General features: G+C 61.4%; 13 protein-coding genes. 5 read left to right on the top strand and 8 right to left on the bottom strand.

Annotated features, from left to right (window positions below; genetic code table 11):
- Positions 1-6: 6 nt before the first annotated feature.
- The 3 genes from OIE67_RS02890 to OIE67_RS02880 all read right to left on the bottom strand — a co-directional run bounded on the left by OIE67_RS02890 (position 7) and on the right by OIE67_RS02880 (position 2,344).
- The gene (locus tag OIE67_RS02890; RefSeq protein WP_326636369.1) at positions 7-213 is read right to left on the bottom strand and encodes a hypothetical protein; all 207 of its coding nucleotides are present in this window, start codon (positions 211-213) and stop codon (positions 7-9) included.
- 283 nt (positions 214-496) lie between these two features.
- On the bottom strand, positions 497-1,243 hold the full coding sequence (locus OIE67_RS02885) for a hypothetical protein (protein ID WP_326636367.1): 747 nt from the start codon (positions 1,241-1,243) through the stop codon (positions 497-499).
- 540 nt (positions 1,244-1,783) lie between these two features.
- Positions 1,784-2,344, bottom strand: a complete 561-nt coding sequence (locus OIE67_RS02880; protein ID WP_326636366.1) for a hypothetical protein — start codon at positions 2,342-2,344, stop codon at positions 1,784-1,786.
- 9 nt (positions 2,345-2,353) lie between these two features.
- Here OIE67_RS02880 and OIE67_RS02875 point away from each other — a divergent pair, with 9 nt between their 5' ends.
- On the top strand, positions 2,354-2,623 hold the full coding sequence (locus OIE67_RS02875; protein ID WP_326636364.1) for a hypothetical protein: 270 nt from the start codon (positions 2,354-2,356) through the stop codon (positions 2,621-2,623).
- 595 nt (positions 2,624-3,218) lie between these two features.
- Here the strand turns inward: OIE67_RS02875 and OIE67_RS02870 are convergent.
- Entirely contained in the window at positions 3,219-5,477 is a 2,259-nt protein-coding gene (locus OIE67_RS02870) for a tetratricopeptide repeat protein (RefSeq protein ID WP_326636362.1), read from the bottom strand.
- A 627-nt stretch (positions 5,478-6,104) separates the two neighbouring features.
- Between OIE67_RS02870 and OIE67_RS02865 the strand changes: the two genes are divergently transcribed.
- A complete protein-coding gene (locus OIE67_RS02865; RefSeq protein ID WP_326636360.1) occupies positions 6,105-6,758 on the top strand; it encodes an integrase core domain-containing protein in 654 nt (217 codons plus the stop codon).
- Between the two features lie 79 nt (positions 6,759-6,837).
- Here the strand turns inward: OIE67_RS02865 and OIE67_RS02860 are convergent, their stop codons facing one another.
- Entirely contained in the window at positions 6,838-7,380 is a 543-nt protein-coding gene (locus tag OIE67_RS02860; protein WP_326636358.1) for a hypothetical protein, read from the bottom strand.
- Positions 7,381-7,455: 75 nt separating this feature from the next.
- On the opposite strand from OIE67_RS02860, the gene OIE67_RS02855 reads away from it, so the two are divergent.
- Entirely contained in the window at positions 7,456-8,205 is a 750-nt protein-coding gene (locus tag OIE67_RS02855) for a tetratricopeptide repeat protein (RefSeq protein WP_326636356.1), read from the top strand.
- A gap of 939 nt (positions 8,206-9,144) precedes the next feature.
- A complete protein-coding gene (locus OIE67_RS02850) occupies positions 9,145-10,710 on the top strand; it encodes a tyrosine-type recombinase/integrase (RefSeq protein WP_326636354.1) in 1,566 nt (521 codons plus the stop codon).
- A 429-nt stretch (positions 10,711-11,139) separates the two neighbouring features.
- On the opposite strand, the gene OIE67_RS02845 is transcribed toward OIE67_RS02850, so the two are convergent.
- The 3 genes from OIE67_RS02845 to OIE67_RS02835 all read right to left on the bottom strand — a co-directional run bounded on the left by OIE67_RS02845 (position 11,140) and on the right by OIE67_RS02835 (position 16,023).
- Positions 11,140-14,247 (bottom strand): DEAD/DEAH box helicase, encoded by a 3,108-nt coding sequence (locus OIE67_RS02845; RefSeq protein WP_326636352.1) that lies wholly within the window; start codon positions 14,245-14,247, stop codon positions 11,140-11,142.
- Complete coding sequence (locus OIE67_RS02840) at positions 14,244-15,113, bottom strand: Hachiman antiphage defense system protein HamA (protein WP_326636350.1); 870 nt, start codon at positions 15,111-15,113, stop codon at positions 14,244-14,246. The genes OIE67_RS02845 and OIE67_RS02840 overlap by 4 nt, the downstream gene beginning before the upstream one ends.
- A gap of 454 nt (positions 15,114-15,567) precedes the next feature.
- Positions 15,568-16,023: a GntR family transcriptional regulator gene (locus tag OIE67_RS02835; RefSeq protein WP_326636348.1), complete on the bottom strand. Its 456-nt coding sequence runs from the start codon at positions 16,021-16,023 to the stop codon at positions 15,568-15,570.
- A gap of 138 nt (positions 16,024-16,161) precedes the next feature.
- On the opposite strand from OIE67_RS02835, the gene OIE67_RS02830 reads away from it, so the two are divergent.
- Positions 16,162-16,431 carry a hypothetical protein gene (locus tag OIE67_RS02830; protein ID WP_326636346.1) on the top strand — a complete coding sequence of 90 codons (270 nt, stop codon included), beginning with the start codon at positions 16,162-16,164 and terminating at the stop codon, positions 16,429-16,431.
- The last annotated feature ends 12 nt before the right edge of the window (positions 16,432-16,443 follow it).

The raw sequence follows: 16,443 nt of genomic DNA, 5'->3' as shown, positions 1-16,443 counted from the left end.
AAAGCTTCAGTGTACGGAACACGGCATCCTGCGGCTCCCGAACGCCGAAAGGGTCAACCGCACTTCGGCCAGTTCGGGGATCTTCCAGTAACGCTCATAGGACAGGAGCGTGAAGGTGTCCCCCAGGACCCGGCCCATCCTGTTGATCACTCGCTCGGCTCCGGCCTGCTTGTTGGCGCGCAGATAGCCTCTCCAGTGGATCAACTCGAACATGGCGTCATCGTGGCACGTCCTGAGCAAATGGGGATACCTGGATCGAGCGCAAGGTAGGCGCGTGAGGCCGTCAGACGATCCTGAGGGCGGCACTGTCTACGGTGACGTAACGCCTTGAAGTGACGGGCATCGGACTATCAACGGTTTACAGCGGGCCGGTGATCCAGGCTTCGACTGGTCGCTGAGCTGGAGAAACACCGTTGACTGTGATCTCTGTCTGCTCCATCATCCCGCGTATATCCCGGATCTTGCTCATGCCTTCGCGAAGGACTTGGCCAGGGGATTATGGCGTGTCTGACGGATTCGACGACGGCACGAGGGATTCGGCGTCCCCTCCGGAGGGGAGAGGGTCAGGGAGAACTAAACTACGAAGTTCGGATAGTACCACTGTACAGGATTCGATGTACTGGATCGCGGCGGCCCTTGTGACACCGGTGTTTTCGTAGCGCACCTGGTCTCCAAGGTGGACGAGCCTCTCAGCCAGGGACAGGGTCCGTGCCGACACGCCTATCTGTTTTAAGGCGCCTACCAGTGAGGACTCGGCGATGGAGGAGTTGCCATTCATATTTCGCAGGAACAGGTAGACAAACGACTCCATGCGAGCATGTGCTGTGACGATGGCGGTGGCGGGCAAATTCTCCACCATCTTGAACGCGTCGTCCAAGAGCGGGTCAATCCTGCGGTCTCCTGCCAAATCTTCGGCGGATATGCGCTCGGGGACGAGCCGGTGCAACACCACTGTCCCATCGCCGTCCAGAACTACGCCATGACTCGTCGGGGCGAGCACCGCGCGTCGACGTACTTCACCAGGGCGGATGCTGCGAGGGCTGCTCTCCTGCACTTCTTCGGCGATCTCGGCCGCCTCGCGGATCCTGGCTTCGAACTCCGCAGCCCCTCCCAACGTCTCTATCCGCCTCATCCGGGAGAAGAGTTCCCGCAACTGTCTGCGGAAAGCGAGCACACACCCCAGCACCACAGCAGGCCACACAAGCGTCTCCACGTATGTGTGCACCATCTCGGCGATATCCATCTCTGCATGATGCCTCGCTGATGATTCCTTGGGTAGAGGCTTCTCAGGTCGTTTATGCGTGATCTGCACCCCTTATGAACCGAGCCCGAGACGTACAACAATCACTCTGCCGTAAGTTACACAGGTGAAGTGGAACCTGGCCGTCCCTACGGGCTCGACTGTTCGAGGGCTGGCGAATTGTTAGGCCGAGCCCGCGGAAGACGGTGGGCCAGGGCTGAGGAACGAAGCCCTGGCCCTTCGATCGCCCCCAACCACGTGCAATGGCCAGCCATGCCGTGGCGATCGTAAGGCCTGCATCTGCGCGGCGGCGCGGCAACCCCGGCCGGAGCGTTCGGTTGGTACGGCGGGGCTGGCGTGCGGTGACCGGCCCGGTGTCCCGCCGCCGTCCGGGACCGGCCCCCAGGCCGCACGCCCGGACGGCGGGCGGGCGGAGGGCCGGGGGTACGGCGGCGCGCCGCGCCGCCGCTTGATACCTGAAAGAACAACTCGGCAATTCGGCGGACTAGACAGGCAGACCTGCAAAGTGGTCCCGCTTCTCGCTCAATCGAGCAGGTCCGGACGGCGGTTAGTGAGGGCTCTACGGGCAGTGACGAACCGCTCGTGGGACTCTTCGGCAAGCGCTTCGCGTCGATAGCGCTGTCGTAGCACACGGTCGAGATCTCCAGCACGGTGCACGAGGTCGGTAAGGGACCGTCGATCGATGTCGAAGGCAGCCAGTCCCCGATCAACAGCCGCGTCAAGATCGCCGCGCCGAGCGTGGACGATGCCAAGGTCTATGTGTGCATCGGCGACTCTCATCGGGGCATTGGATGTGCCGTCAGGGCGCATGTGCATCTGGATGGTTTCGCGGGCATGCTCTTCAGCGCGGTCATCATCGCTCAGCCATGTGTAGCAGATGGCGGCGTAGAAGACCCACTTGGCGTGGTCGAAGACGAAGTGGTGGTCCGGGTGCTCGGGCATGGGCAGGGTGCTGAGGACCTCGGCTCCACGTGTTAGTGCGCGGTCGGCTTCACGGCGGTCGCCGATGCGGGCAAGGCCACGAGCCTCTTGCAGGGTTAGCTGAACCATGGCGCTGCTGGTCCCAGCGACGGCTTGGCCCATGCGGGCGGCGTGATCTCGGGCTCGGCGTACGCGAAGGTCTGGCAGGAAGCCCGAACCTACGCCTTCACGCCCGACCAGGTCGCCTCTCCCCTGGCGGGCCGACCGTACGATCTCCGGCACGCTGCCGTCTCGCTCTGGCTCAACGCGGGAGTGCACGCCCCGGAAGCGGCCGAGAGAGCGGGACACGGCGTGGACGTGATGCTGCGTGTCTACGCCAAGTGCATCGACGGCCAACAGGAGATCGCCAACCAGCGCATCCTGGAAGCACTCGCGGCGTGACACAGGAGCTACGGCAGGACCCCGGGACACCTCGGGGTCCTTTCGCCGTTCCGGGCCTCGAAACTCCCGTGCCGACCTGGGGAAACACGGCTGCGGGCATTCCGCGTATGTTCCGTGAAGAGTGGCACAGGGCTGCTTCGGGCCGCCTCCCGCTGCCTACAGGGCAACCGGGCCGATCATGCAAAAGACCAGGTCAACCCGTGGATTGCCTGGTCTCGAACGCGCGCCCTGCAGGATTCGAACCTGCGACCGTCGGATTAGAAGCAAGATCTTTTAGTGTCGCGCCGTGCCGTTGAGTGATCATTCGTGCGGCCTCAGTGCGTTTTGCGTGTCCAGCAGTGCCGGGCCCTGACGGGGCGTACGAGCACGCAGCGAGCACGGCGGCATCCCACGCCCCCGCGAGCGCGTCATCGGCACCCTGCGCCGGGAACTTCTCGACCGGATCCTGATTCCTCAACGAACGCCACACGACCTACGATCCATCCGCCGAAAACCCGTCGCCACAGGCACAATCAACTGATACCAACACACCGCTTAGCCGCAGGTCAGGGCGCTTAGCCAATATTCGAGCGGCACACGGTTAGGTCACCGGGACTCAGTCGGTGACTTCGCCAGGAGAAGGATTGTTTTTCGCCGCGAGCAGAGCCTCCACCGTCTCCTTGGTGTCCGGGTGGTCCGGTCCAAGCACTTGCCTCCGGCTGTCCAGCACCTGTTCGAGCAAGCTGACCGCTGCTGCCCGCTGTCCCTGATCGGAGAGCAGCACACCCCAGTAATGCAAGTTCTCCAGGGTCGCCCTATGACTCACGCCGATTACTTCTTCCATCGACCGTTGGACGTCGCGGTACGCGTCGGCGGCAGCGGCGAAGTCGCCGCGTGCGTGCAGGATACGTGCCCAGCCGTGGCGGGTGATCAAAGTGTCCGGATACGTACCACCGAGAGTTCGTTCGTAGATCATCAAGGTGTCACGCGTGAGCTGTTCGGCCGCGTCGAGATCGCCGCTTCTGAATAGAATGTCGGCCAGATTGAGGCCTGCGCGCAGGGTATCGGGATCTTCCTGACCCAAGAGTCTTGTGCGCTCACGGAAGTCCCTTTTCATGATGGACAGGGCTTCTGCGTGACGACCTTGCAGGGTAAGAACGATCGCCAAATTGCCTCTTGTGTGAGAGGTTTCTCTAGCATCTATCCCGTGGAGATTCTCGCGTTTGTGTAGGACATCACGAAGCAGGCGCTCCGAGTCTGCATAAAGGCCGCGGCATTCCAGAATGGTGGCCAGATTGTGCTGGACGCCGGCCAAGATGGCCTCATTCCGCTTAAGCTTGTCGGCGGCGGCGATGGCGACCGCTCCTAGACGTTCAGCCTCGTGCCAGGCGTTGCTGAGCCGCAGCATCGCGACCAAGGATGGCGCCAGTTCAAGCAGTTGCCGTTGGTCGCGTTTCGGCTGCGTGGCCGAGGTACTGAGGAGCGCCTCGAAATGGGCGACCATGAGGCGCCAGATGGGCCAGTGGCTGGGGAGACGGATGTCCAGCGTCTTGGCCGCTGCAGTGAGCATGTGCAGAGCTGTGCTCCAGTGAGACCTGCTCGACCGTCGGATCGCGGGAGCGTGCTGGCGTATGGTCGTCGCGACCAGATCATGCATACGGATGCCCCGGGGTTCCGAAGGGACGGACCAGTCGATGAGTCCCATCCGGTCCAGGCCTTCGAGGGCGGTGACGTCAATGGCACGCGTCTTTGAGGCGCGTCTGCCCTCAGCGGGAATCTCCGCGCGGAGCATCTCCATCGGTATGACCTGCCCGCCGGTGAACTCGGCGAGCGTTCTCGCTACGGCCTGAGCGTGCTCCGTTCCTTGTTCGGTGAGAGTGATCAGGGACAGCTCCCACGTTCGCGTGATCATGTGACGTTCGTTCGCCTGCTGCTGCGCTAGAGAGATGGGCTGGTCGCACACCGTGGAGGCGAAGTCGGTCTGCAGGGCTTCGAGATAGGCGTTGAAAGTCCGGTGTTGGCTGATCTCCGCGCTGATGTGAGTGCCAGCTAGATGTAGCGCCAGCGGGAGTCCGTTGAGGCGATGTCCCACCGCCAGTGCAGCGCCACGATCGCTGTCGCCTGGGACAAGGTCAAGGAGAAGATCAGCGGCGGCATCTGGGGACAGGGGACCGAGGAGGTGTAGCTCGCACAGGCGGCCCCATGTAGTCGGTGCCCTGTCTCTGGATGTCACGACAACGGAGCATTTCCGGCTGGCTCGCATCCATCCTGTCCCATCAGCGACATGGTCCCCGGTCATGGTCAGCACCGTCTGCGGGTCGTCGGCGTTGTCGATGATCAGCAACCGGTCGCCGTCGGTGGCCGTCTGCTCGATTGCGTTCCAGAAGAGGTCCGCGGCGTTTCTGCGGCCGGACATGGCCTCGCGAATGGCCGGTTCTGGCACGTTTAACTCATGCTGGGCGATGCCCAGCATGGAGGTCATGAGGGTGACACGATCAGCACCATTAACCCACCAGACCGACATACACCGATTTCGCGCTTCCTCTGCAAGTTTCAAAGCTAGTGTCGTTTTTCCAATACCTCCCAATCCTGCGATCACCTGGATGCGCTCCGGCTGCGATCTTATGGCGCGGCTCAGTTGGCCTAGGACTTCCGCGCGTCCGTGCAAACGTCCTGGCAGGCGACCTAAGGGGGGTTGGATCGAAGCTGCCGGAGGGGCTGATATATGAGCTGCATGATCGTTATCGGAAGGGAGTACGGTAGGTTTCCCGATCTCTTCTCTTTGCGGCTTGATGCGCATCTGGATAAAACCGGCACCAACTGCCACAAGAATGCCCACGATCGATGCAATGGCGCCCATGGCATCCCAGTCCATACGTCAATCGTAAACGGAGCGCGTTGCATGGGCGCCTCCAATCGCGGCGACTCCCGTAGTGGCCGTTGGTGTGGGGTCGGTGAAGGCTGGCCTCACAGTTCCGCCGGACGCGTCCGCGATGTGTCAAGGATATGATCACTGGCCTCACAGCCTGATCGTGATCTCACAGGCGACGAGCACTTTCAGGCCACGTCGCCGACGCCCGCGCTTACGGTCACCGCCAACGCCACCGGCCCGTGGACCGCTCAGGCCGCTCGTAACTTCCTCATGGACACCGCACCGACATGACGAAACTGAAGTTCCTGATCCGTGACCGCGGCGGCCAATTCACCGAAGCCATCGACGCGGTCTTCGCCGACGCCAGCCTGCGCGTCGTCAAGAGCCCACCGCGAGGTTCTACACCGGCTGCGGCTTCTCGTCCGGCCGGACACCGTCCTGCGCTGGCACCGCGATCTGATGAGACGTCGTCATGCCCGTACCTGCCGGCCGAAGCGACGTGGGCGCCCACCCACGGTCCGCTCCATCCGCACTCTCATTCTGCGCCTTGTTCGGGAGAACCCCAGTTGGGGCTATCGGAGGGTACATGGAGAGCTCACCACGCTGGGCATCGAGGTGGCGCCGTCCACGGTGTGGGAGATCCTCAAGCGGGAAGGTCTTGATCCGGCGCCCGAGCGGGCGTCCACCAGCTGGGCCGACTTCCTGCGCTCGCAAGCCGACGCCCTGCTGGCCTGCGATTTCATCGAGACCATCACCCTGAACGGACAGCGCCAGTACATCCTGGCCGTCATCGAGCACGCCACCAGGCGCATCCGGGTGCTCGGCACCACCGCGCACCCGAGCGCCAACTGGGTCACCCAGACGATAAAGAACCTGGTGATGGATCTGAACGATGCGGGCTGCCGGGCGCGCTATCTGATCCGCGATCGGGATGGAAGGTATCCCGCCCTCATGGACGAGATTCTCGCCGAAGCCGGCATCAAGACCGTGATCACCGGCATCCGCATGCCGCGGATGAACTCGATCATGGAGAGGTGGGTGCAGTCATACCGCCGCGAACTCCTCGACCGCTGCCTCGTATGGAACGAACGTCACCTGCGGTACGCCCTGCGCGAGTACGAACGCTTCTACAACCGGCACCGAGCCCACCAAGCCCTCGGCCAAGCGGCTCCGCAACACACCGTCCCCGATCCGATCACGGATCCCGAGCAAATCATCGACCTGAACATACGCCGGCGAGACCGGCTCGGCGGCATCCTCCACGAATACTCCCATGCCGCTTGACCTGCACGGACGGAATTGTCGGCAGGCACAGCGCCGGCCTGCCCCTGGCATTGACCATCGTCGCCGCCTACGGCGCAGTTCACCCGCAGTTCTCCCTCGCGGCGCTGGTCACCCAGCTTCGCGACCGTGAGCAGAGCCTCGACGCCTTTCCCGGCGAGGACGCGCCGACGGATCTCCGTACCGTCTTCTCGTGGTCGTACCGGCACCTCGCCGATCCCGCCGCGAGAGTGTTCCGCCTGATGGGTCTCCACCCCGGGCATGAGATCACCGTGCCCGCCATGGCGAGCTTCGCCGGCTTGGGGGGCGAGCCGCTCGCGAAGCTCTCTCCAACCTGTCGGCGGCGCATCTGGTCGCCGAGCTGGCAGCCGGCCGCTACAGCCAGCACGACCTCCTGCGGGCCTACGCCGGCGAACTGGCCCACGCGCACGAGCGGGACGACGATCGCAGGGACGCGATCGACCGGCTGCTCGCGCACTACCTGCACAGCGCCTTCACGGCGGCGGTGCTCCTCCACCCGCGAGCCGGCCCGCTCATCGACATCCCCGACTGTCCACCTCCCAGGGTCGCACTCGCGGAGATCCCGAACTACGCCAGCGCCATCTCCTGGTTCGAGACCGAACACGCGACCCTCATGGCAACCGTCCGCCTGGCGGCCGAGACGGGGCGTCACACGTACGCATGGCAGCTGCCTTGGACCATGGAGGAGTATCTGGACCGGCGTGGCCACCGCAACGACAGCCTGGCCATGCAGAAGACCGCCTTGTGGGCGGCGGAATGCCAAGGCAGCACCATCGGGCAGGCGCACGCGCACTCGGCGCTGGGCAGGGCGTATCACTGGCCGCGCCTGGACAAGAAGTCGCGCCACCACTACGAGCAGGCCGCGCGGCTCTTCGAAACCCTGGGCAACCCGGTGGGTCACGCGCACGCCCTCATCGACATCAGCCACATCTGCGAGCACCAAGGCAAAGTCCCGGAGGCACTGATCCACGGCGACAGGGCACTCCAACTGGCAGAGGGTACGGGCGACGGACGCGCGCTCGCCCGAGCCTTATATTTCAGCGGCTGGTACCTGGCCATCCTCGGCCAAGCAGCGCCCGCCATCGCGCGCTGCCGGGACGCGCTGCTGTTGGAACGTGACATCGGTGACGTCCGTGGCGAGGCGTTCGCCCTGGACGGTCTCGGTTCCGCCCACCATCGCTCCGGTCTCCACACCGAGGCTGTGGCCTTTCACCAGGGCGCCTTCATCCTGTTCGAAGGCTTCGGCGACCGGTACGGGCAGATCAAGTCCCTCCGCAACCGCGGCGACGCCCTGCATGCGGCGGGCCGGGCCGACGAGGCCCGGGCGGTGTGGCAGCAGGCACTGGACATCGCCATCGAGATCGGCGACGCCGACCCGGGTCACGTCTTCCCCGATCTCATCCGCGACCGGCTCACCGCCCTCGGCTGAGCCCCCCTTTGCAAACGCTCATCCTGGGTCGCGTACTCCCAATGCCCGTCGGCGTTTCTCGGGCGCTCAATCCGCAGGCGCGCCAACTTCTTCTCGCGCCTCATCGCTCACATACTACGTGCCGCCATAACTGCGGCCCCGGGCGATGAGCGTGCACTGGATACGAGCGCTTTGTCTCGTAGTCGTGGTCAAGCCTTTGCTTCGCCTGCTGTCCGAATCCGGGCCTGATCACAGGTATTTAGAAAGGTGACAGGGATCAGGTGGCCCAAGTGATCGGACCGCACTGACATGACTCCATCTCGCTACAGCGCGCCGATCGATTGCACATCGTCAACAGCCACTGCGCGGTCATTCCGGGCCGGCGTGGGACCGACTGCCTCATCTCACCTGCACGGTTAGTAGGTGCATTCCTTGGATGCCAGAGCCGTCCGCATTCGGTGGCGCCTCACGAAGCAAAGCTGGACAGAATGGCGGCAACGCCGTGCGGGAACCGCCGGCGCCCCGGCCCGGCGTTGACCGTCGGATTCGGCCTTGACCAGCGCCATCCAGTTAGGCGTCGATACACCCTGTCCGGTACGGCCATCAATGCGGCGACGTGATGACCACGGGCATGCTCGCCCGATCACACCACCGCATCGGCCGTACCGGATGGGAACACCGCGACCCCGGCGCTCCACGCCCCACAGACGGCGCACAGGCGACAGGACCGCCGTGCGCCCCTATCCAGCGATCACCGGGGCCATGACCGGACGGGGATATCGCGGAATGCGTGCCGATAGGACTTCCGCAGGAACGTCCTTTGACGAGGGCGATTAGTCCCCTTCACCGGCCGCATCGGGGCTTGGCGCAGCACTCCTGCGCCAAGCGCCACCCGCTCTCCCCGCTCACCACCACCAAGCCCCGCCCGACAGCACCGAAGAGAACAGGACAGGCACCACGATGGCCGAAGGACGCACGTTCAAACGCTGTTCCTGCCGCGACAGCGGCAGCAAGCCGCTCGGGCAGCAATGCCCGAAGCTGCGCCGCGCCGACGGCGGGTGGAGCTATCGGCACGGCATCTGGAACTACCAGATCGAGCTCCCACCCGGGCCCGATGGCAAGCGACGCGGGCCGCTGCGGCGGGGCGGGTTCGCCACCCAGGACGCCGCCAAGGACGAACTCGGCCGGGTGCGGGACCTGCTCGCGCTGGCCGACCCGCGCGAGCCGGCCACCCGTACCCAGATCGCCGATCTGATCAAACGGTCGCTGGCCGAGACCGACATGCTCCCGGACATGGAGACGGTCCGCCGGAAGATCAAGACCGGGCAGCACCTCACTCAAGAGATCACCGTCGAGCATTGGCTGGCCGAGTTCCTCAACCGCAAGCGGAAGATCGAGGAGACCACCCGCCGTTCCTATGAGGGCCACATCCGGCTCTACCTCAACCCGTATCTGGGGCGGCTGCGGTTGGAGCAGCTCAAGGTCAGCGACATCGCGTTGATGTTCGAGCAGATCGAGGAGTTCAACGACACCATCACCGAACGCCGCGCCAACCCCGACCCGCAGATTCGGGCTACGGTGAAGCACCGGCGGCCGATCAGCATCGCCACCATGCACCGCATCCGCGCGACCTTGCGACATGCGCTCAACGTGGCCATGCGGCAGGACCGGCTGATCGACTTCAACCCCGCCGCCGTGCTGGAGATGGCCGCCTACACCCGGCCCAAGCCGCTGGTGTGGACCGAGGACCGGGTCCGCGCCTGGCAGCAAGACTTCCGCACCTACCGGGAGACCGAGAAACACCGCCGAGGCGGCCGTAGGGTCGATCCCATCGACGCCTACACCAGCGTGCCCCGCCCCTCCCCGGTCATGGTGTGGACACCCGCGCATACGCGCCGGTTTCTCAAGGAAGCCAAGGCCCACCGCCTCTTCGCCCTCTACCAGCTGATCGCGCTGCGGGGGCTACGCCGAGGCGAAGCGTGCGGGCTGCGCTGGAAGGAGGTCGATCTCGACCGCCACACCCTGACCGTGAACTGGCAGCTCGTGCAGCTGGCCTGGGCGGTTCGTGAGGGCGCCCCGAAGACCGACGCTTCAGTGCGGACCATCGCCCTGGACACCGACACCGCTCAACTGCTGCGTGCCCATCGTCAGCAGCAACTCCAGGAACGGCTGGCCATGGGTGAGGCGTGGACGGACACCGGGTTCGTGCTCACCCAGCCCGACGGCAACCGGCTCCATCCCCAGCACATCTCCGACCAGTTTCTCTGGCTGGCCTACCTCGCCGGCCTGCCGCCTATCCGCCTTCACGACCTGCGCCACGGGGCGGCCTCACTGATGCTGGCGGCCGGGGTGGAGATGAAGGTGGTACAGGAAACACTGGGACATACCTCGAGTGCGTTCACCGCCGACACCTACACCTCCGTCTACCCGCAGGTCGCCATGGCGGCAGCCGAGAAGACCGCCGCCTTGCTGTTCAACGATGACGGTCAGGCCGACACTGGGAAGCTCATCTCGCTGAGGAGCTGACAGTCGGATTAAGCATCCGGCCCCGCGTTCGCCGCCTGCTCGCGGCGAGGCGGGGCCGCCGCTCTTGGGCCGAGTGGGAGGATGGCAAATGGATCATGGTGTGTGCGGGGTTGGTGCGGGCGAGCACGTACGGAGCACGTAACACCTAGACGGAAATTCTAGAACGCATCCGATCCCGCAAAACCGCAGGTCAGAACATGATCAAAGCGCGCCCTGCAGGATTCGAACCTGCGACCGTCGGATTAGAAGCCAGGCTATACAAGGATCTCATCCGCCTCTCAACCTGGCGCTTCCTTGATCGGTACTGTCGCCCACGCGGCGGTTGGGCGAGCAATGGGCAGGCACCAGAGGTCGAGCACTGCTGCACGGTTGTATCTACCTTCGAGACCCGCGGCTCATACTGTACGTCGGCCTCTGCGAAAACAACGCTCACAAGCTAGTGAGCTCCCATATCTGCTTAAGCGATGCCCTATCTTGATCCCGACTTGGGCCGCCCCAATCAGATGCAGGCTGGTCCCCCGCCCATTTCCTAGCATTGGAAAACGAGCTAAATTCGGGCGCCCGTTGGCCTAGGTATTCAGCTGCTACCCTCGGAACACCGACCATTCTCAACGCGATCGCGCCTCGACTTTTGACGCCATAAAACGCCATTGCTGGAACGCGCTTTGCATCAAGAAGCTGCTCAGGTCCTCCGCTGTCGGCCATAGTAACAAGTTGCAAGGCGCCGAGACCCCATGGCATTTGACCTGTTAGGTCTCGAAACAGGTAGCGACCAATCGTGCGCAAGCTGTCAGCCTGGTTGCCCGGCGGGGCCCAGCTATCTACTATCTCTGGAAGAGTAGCACCGTTAACCCAATCCCGAAGGATTCCTGCAACGCGCCATTTATTTAGTCCTCCGCGCTCGTCGGACAGTCCTAGGGAAAGTTCAGGTACCTCGCTAAGAAGCTCAATAGTAGAGATCAATGAGCTTAGATCGTGGCCGAAAAGATTATCCGGGCTCCAGAAAGCCGGGCTTCGCATCTCTGGGGCCGCCGTTGAAGCAATAAGGCCGACGCTGGGCAACGATAGCCCAGTAGCGTCTGCCACGTTGAGAAGCCTCTCTCCCCGACTGGCTTCAAGAAACCGTCTCGACCAGCGAACCAGTCGCTCTGCATCATCTCGATTCTCGCCTCGCATCCGGTGAAAGACTAGAGAAGATCTAAGAATATCTTCGATCTCCGCACTTGCCTGTGCGAAGCCACCGACCTTAAGCGCGTGAGCGAGGTATTGAAGGAAATGACTGAGAGATGGATCATTGCGCACGAGTGACAGGTTATATTCAGGGGAAGCTTCATCGATAGAACTCAGGGCTCCAGCCAAAGCCGAAACAACGCTCGCAGCTTCGCCCTCTAGAAACTCTAGGAACTCTCGATCGCTAGCTTTTCCATCAGAAGGCCATATGACAGCCCCGATTCTGTCCTGAAGAGCCCGACCGGCTCGTCCTGCGATGTTCCAGAACTCCGAATACTGCAGAGATCTCCACTTTTTGCCGCGACCTTGAGAGACACGAAGCGTTTCTACAATGACAGCGGCCAAGGGGAAATTGACACCTTGAGCAAGGGTGGTCGTACCCGCTAGGACTTTAACTGTTCCCTTTTCTAGGAGTCGCTCGACAAGGCTTCGCACTTCTGGTGGAAGACCCGCATGGTGAAAAGCCACGCCATGCCTAAGCGTCCTAACAAGCGGATAAGACTCGCCGAGCTCTTCGGAGACATACTTGATCACGACATCAAGGACTGGATCCTCCTCGACAACTCCAGCACTGCCAAGAATCTCGGCAACGCGCAATGCGCGTTCTTCTGCAGTCCCCGGCCCTTTAGTGAGGATAAGCGTTGAAGCCCCGGAAAGTGCCAATGAAGCAGCGGTAGATGCTGATATTCCTGGTCTCGATCTGGTCGCCGGCTGCAGATGAGATTCACCTAGATCAATCTCGACACCCTGCCACTCGGGTGGCTGCGTCACCGAGGGAACTAGATCGAGCGCATCATGAAATTTCTTCCTCTTGCGACGCCAATGTCCTAGAGCCCGTATCTGAAGGGCAGGACGCCAATCAAGGCTAATCGCGGCATGGTCTGCATCTCCGAGCCACCGGGCTAGCTCGTCAGCATTCGGCAAGAACGGCGTGAGAAGCAAATACCGGCACGAGGCCCGCCGTTCTCGCTTCAGCGTAGCGAGCAACAACTCCAGCCGTGGGCCACGGCTTGGCTCTGAGATATGATGGGCCTCATCGACAACCAAGAGAGCGATATCTCTAGCTACGGGGTGTCCGGAACGGACTAGAAGATCAAGCTTCTCGGGCGTTGTGACTAGCACATCCGGACGATAGGTCAGCATCGCGTTTTCGGTTGGATCTAGCTCAAAGACAGGAACCGCAGCTTCAACGAGAATCGTTCGTCCTTGGATATCGCTACCTTCCAGGTCTTGCCGAAGGCGCCTAGTGACCTGGTTCACTAGTGCACGGGTTGGGACCAGGTATGCGACTGTTGAGGATGGATTCAAGGCAAGCGTTTGAACAATAGAAAACTCAGCAAGCAAAGTCTTGCCAGCACTGGTGGGCATCTGCACGCCGATGGCAATTTTAAAGGGGTCGAGAAGGTTTTGAGCCAAGGCCTCCCGTTGGGCCCACCATAGTTCAAGAACAGGCTGATTTTCAGTGCTCTCGGTGAGATTCCTTGCGAATTGTCGAGCAGCTTCAGACAAACGACTAGTATTGTGCCAGATGCTTGCCCGAACGAGTTGAGGAAGCACTACCACCGCAGCAGATGCGATTTTTATTAGATCTTCTTCGCCTGTGCTTTGCAATAAATGCAACGAATGTTCGGTATTGCGCTCAATCGTTGAAAGTGCAGAATCTGGAGAACCGGTCCGCAGATATTCGCCGAGAGTGGTAAGCCCTTCCGCCAGGTGATACAGCCCCAGCAGTAGGGCAGCGCTGTCCGGCTGCTGCTGGGCAAGCAAGTCGGGTTCCTGCTCGCGCTGAAGCAATACTAGATCCTTCAAAGCACGAAGTGCGATGTCAATGTCTTCCCAGCCACCACGTTTCCTAGTCAGATGGAACAGTGCTCGCGTAGATTCCCAGAGGACTCGCTGATCCCACTGCGTAGGCGCATCTCCGAAACGACCAGGCCAATCTATCTCTCCAAGTGTTTCACGTACTTGTGGTTGATTCTGTGACGCTAGCCCTGAAGCGATAAGCAGCCAGACGTCGGTTAGGGTCATGCTGTCCTCCGCAGCAAGCAGGCTAGACCGAATCCGGAATGCTTTCTCGAAAATACCGATAAGTTGCCGTTCTGGGAATCCACTCCTGGATGCTTCAACGCCTAGAGATTCAAAGCTCCACGCTACATCCCGAAGATCTATTCCATCGGTCTCGATGGGCTCACTTTTTCCAGTCAGCGCTTCCACAATATATGATATTTGTGCGCGACCAATAAGCGCATCACCGCCATCCTCGGCGAAGGCGCTCTCGTATAGTGAGATTCGTCTCTCAAGAGTCATGGGCGATTCAATCTACGAGCTTCCTTATAGACTGCGACCGCAAAAGTAAAGAGATCTTCTACGTCCAGTATAGCGCTTGCGAAGCGAACCGTATAGGGGAATTTATCACGTTGCTTATAGAAGATCCCGAAATCACCGAAATCACTGGTTTCCCTCGTTCGAACGAGTACGGGAGCAAAGACTATATTTGGTTCATACTTTCGTAGCTGATATCTGGCGCACATGCGCGTGCATACTTCCAAGTACTCGTCATCGCAATGGTCTCTCAGCCATATCAGCTCTTGTAGCATTGTGCGACGCTCGCTGGCTACTTCCTTGAGCTTCTTAGCCATATCCGCTACTACCGCCGGTGGAGTTTTTGCCTCGCAGGATCCCTTGACTTCTGCGATGATCAAGGTAGGAGAGTCTGTGCTGATATCCTCAATGGCCAGCACATCGACTCCCCTCGTTTGCTGGTCGGGAATTTCTTTGGCAGCGATGCGTGACGCAGGAACCAGCGAGCCGAAGTTGAGCCGGAGGATTTCGGCCGCGATTATTTCGGCCAACTCACTGCGCTGAGTATCCGTTTGACGGGGACGACCTCCCTTCCACTCAGCTGGAAGCACTGCATCCAGCTCTTCTTCTAATGCTCGTTCGATTTCCGATTCTGTTATCTGAAAAGCTTCCGAATTGAATCGAGTCAGTTCTGCGGCAGCCCGGCGTAGACGTTGCTCGGCGGCATCAATGTCGAAATAGGCCTGGCGAATGCGAGGGGCAAGAGTCTTTACGAGTTCAGCGGGATCGGCCGGCGACAGAGTAACGAACCTATGCTTGTCCTGAACGTCGTCGGAGCAAATAACGAAGACGGCCGCGTTATTAGCGTTCATCGACTGTCGTTACAGAGGTAACAGTGGTCATCTATCGAAACAGCTCCCCGCATCAAGGTCCTCGATCTGTTGCTCGCCTAGAACATGTAACTTCCAGGTGCTAAAGAAGATCGCGCCACTTGGCAAGATTGTTACGGATGCCCACTAATGGCCTATTTAGATGCCCTAATCCCTGTTAGTTCTGAGGCGGGTTGGAGGCGGTGCTCTGGCCTACGAGCGGAGCGGGGGTTTCGAGGATAAATGTCCTATTATAGGGTTTTTGGGGTGATTCACTAGGAGTCTTGGATCCTGCGTCGGTCCCCGCTGAGCCTTGTTTTCACATCAAGTAGCAAGGTCATCTCGATCCGGGAGTAATCGGTGATGGCCTGATGGTCTTCCCTTGAGTGCGTGAACCTAGGCCTGTCATGGGGGCTTCAGGGTTGCGAGGGAGAAGCCACTCCGCATTCGATGAGGATCACTTGCTCACAGATGGTTCATCGACGATGAGCTCTACGTGATCGCCGCGTAGCACTCTTCGATGCTTGCGTGTACCCGGGATGATCTCAAACACCGGTACGCCCTCAGGTACACCGCCGAACTCACGCAGTTCTGCTGGTGTGGCCAGGTCGCGTCGTTCGTCTGGCGTCGGCATGCGAACGACCACACGAGCTCCAGGTGAGATTGCATACGCCTTGCGCGTCGGTTCAGAAGTGACCATGGAACCTCGCTTGCGCACCGTGGTAATCCTGCCCTCGGCCCGTAGATAGGCCAGTGCCTCGCGAACCGTATCGCGGCCCACTTCGTACATCTGCGCCAGTTGGGTCTCTGAGGGCAACCACGCTCCTGGGCGGTAGCGGCCGGCGGTGATGTCGTCGCGGATCGCGTTGGCGACCTGCCGATACACCGGCACCCCAGAGCTGTAGTCGATCACAGCACACAAGTGTCACGCGGCTATGTTGCCATGAGCCTTGTGGCCATGAGGCCCTAGCGTTAACGTGGGCAAACGTCAGCTAGCGAGGATTTCCGGCTGACTTCCCTGTCCAAGGCAACACGGGGAGATCAATCCCACATGACTTCCATCTTCGGCGTCTCGCCGCACGACCTGCGCGGCGCATTCAGACGCTTCTACGTATGGCGCGGCCAGTTCGGCGTCTGGCGGGCGAGGCCGCTGCCCAAGCTGACCGCCGACGAGATCGCCTATGGCGTCAAGCTGCAGCTCGAAGCCGACACGCTGCTGGAACTCGCCTTCGCCTGCGCATGGCAGCGATGCCGCCGCAACGTCTTCCGCTACCTCCAGGAGTACGCTGAAGAAGTACCGAGCGGCCATGTCAGCCCCTGACCTGCCGGTACT

The sequence above is a fragment of the Nonomuraea fuscirosea genome (assembly GCF_035917475.1).
GTDB classification, from domain to species: Bacteria; Actinomycetota; Actinomycetes; order Streptosporangiales; family Streptosporangiaceae; genus Nonomuraea; species Nonomuraea fuscirosea.
Note: the sequence above shows the minus strand (reverse complement) of the source record. Positions and strands in the feature narration are given on the sequence as shown.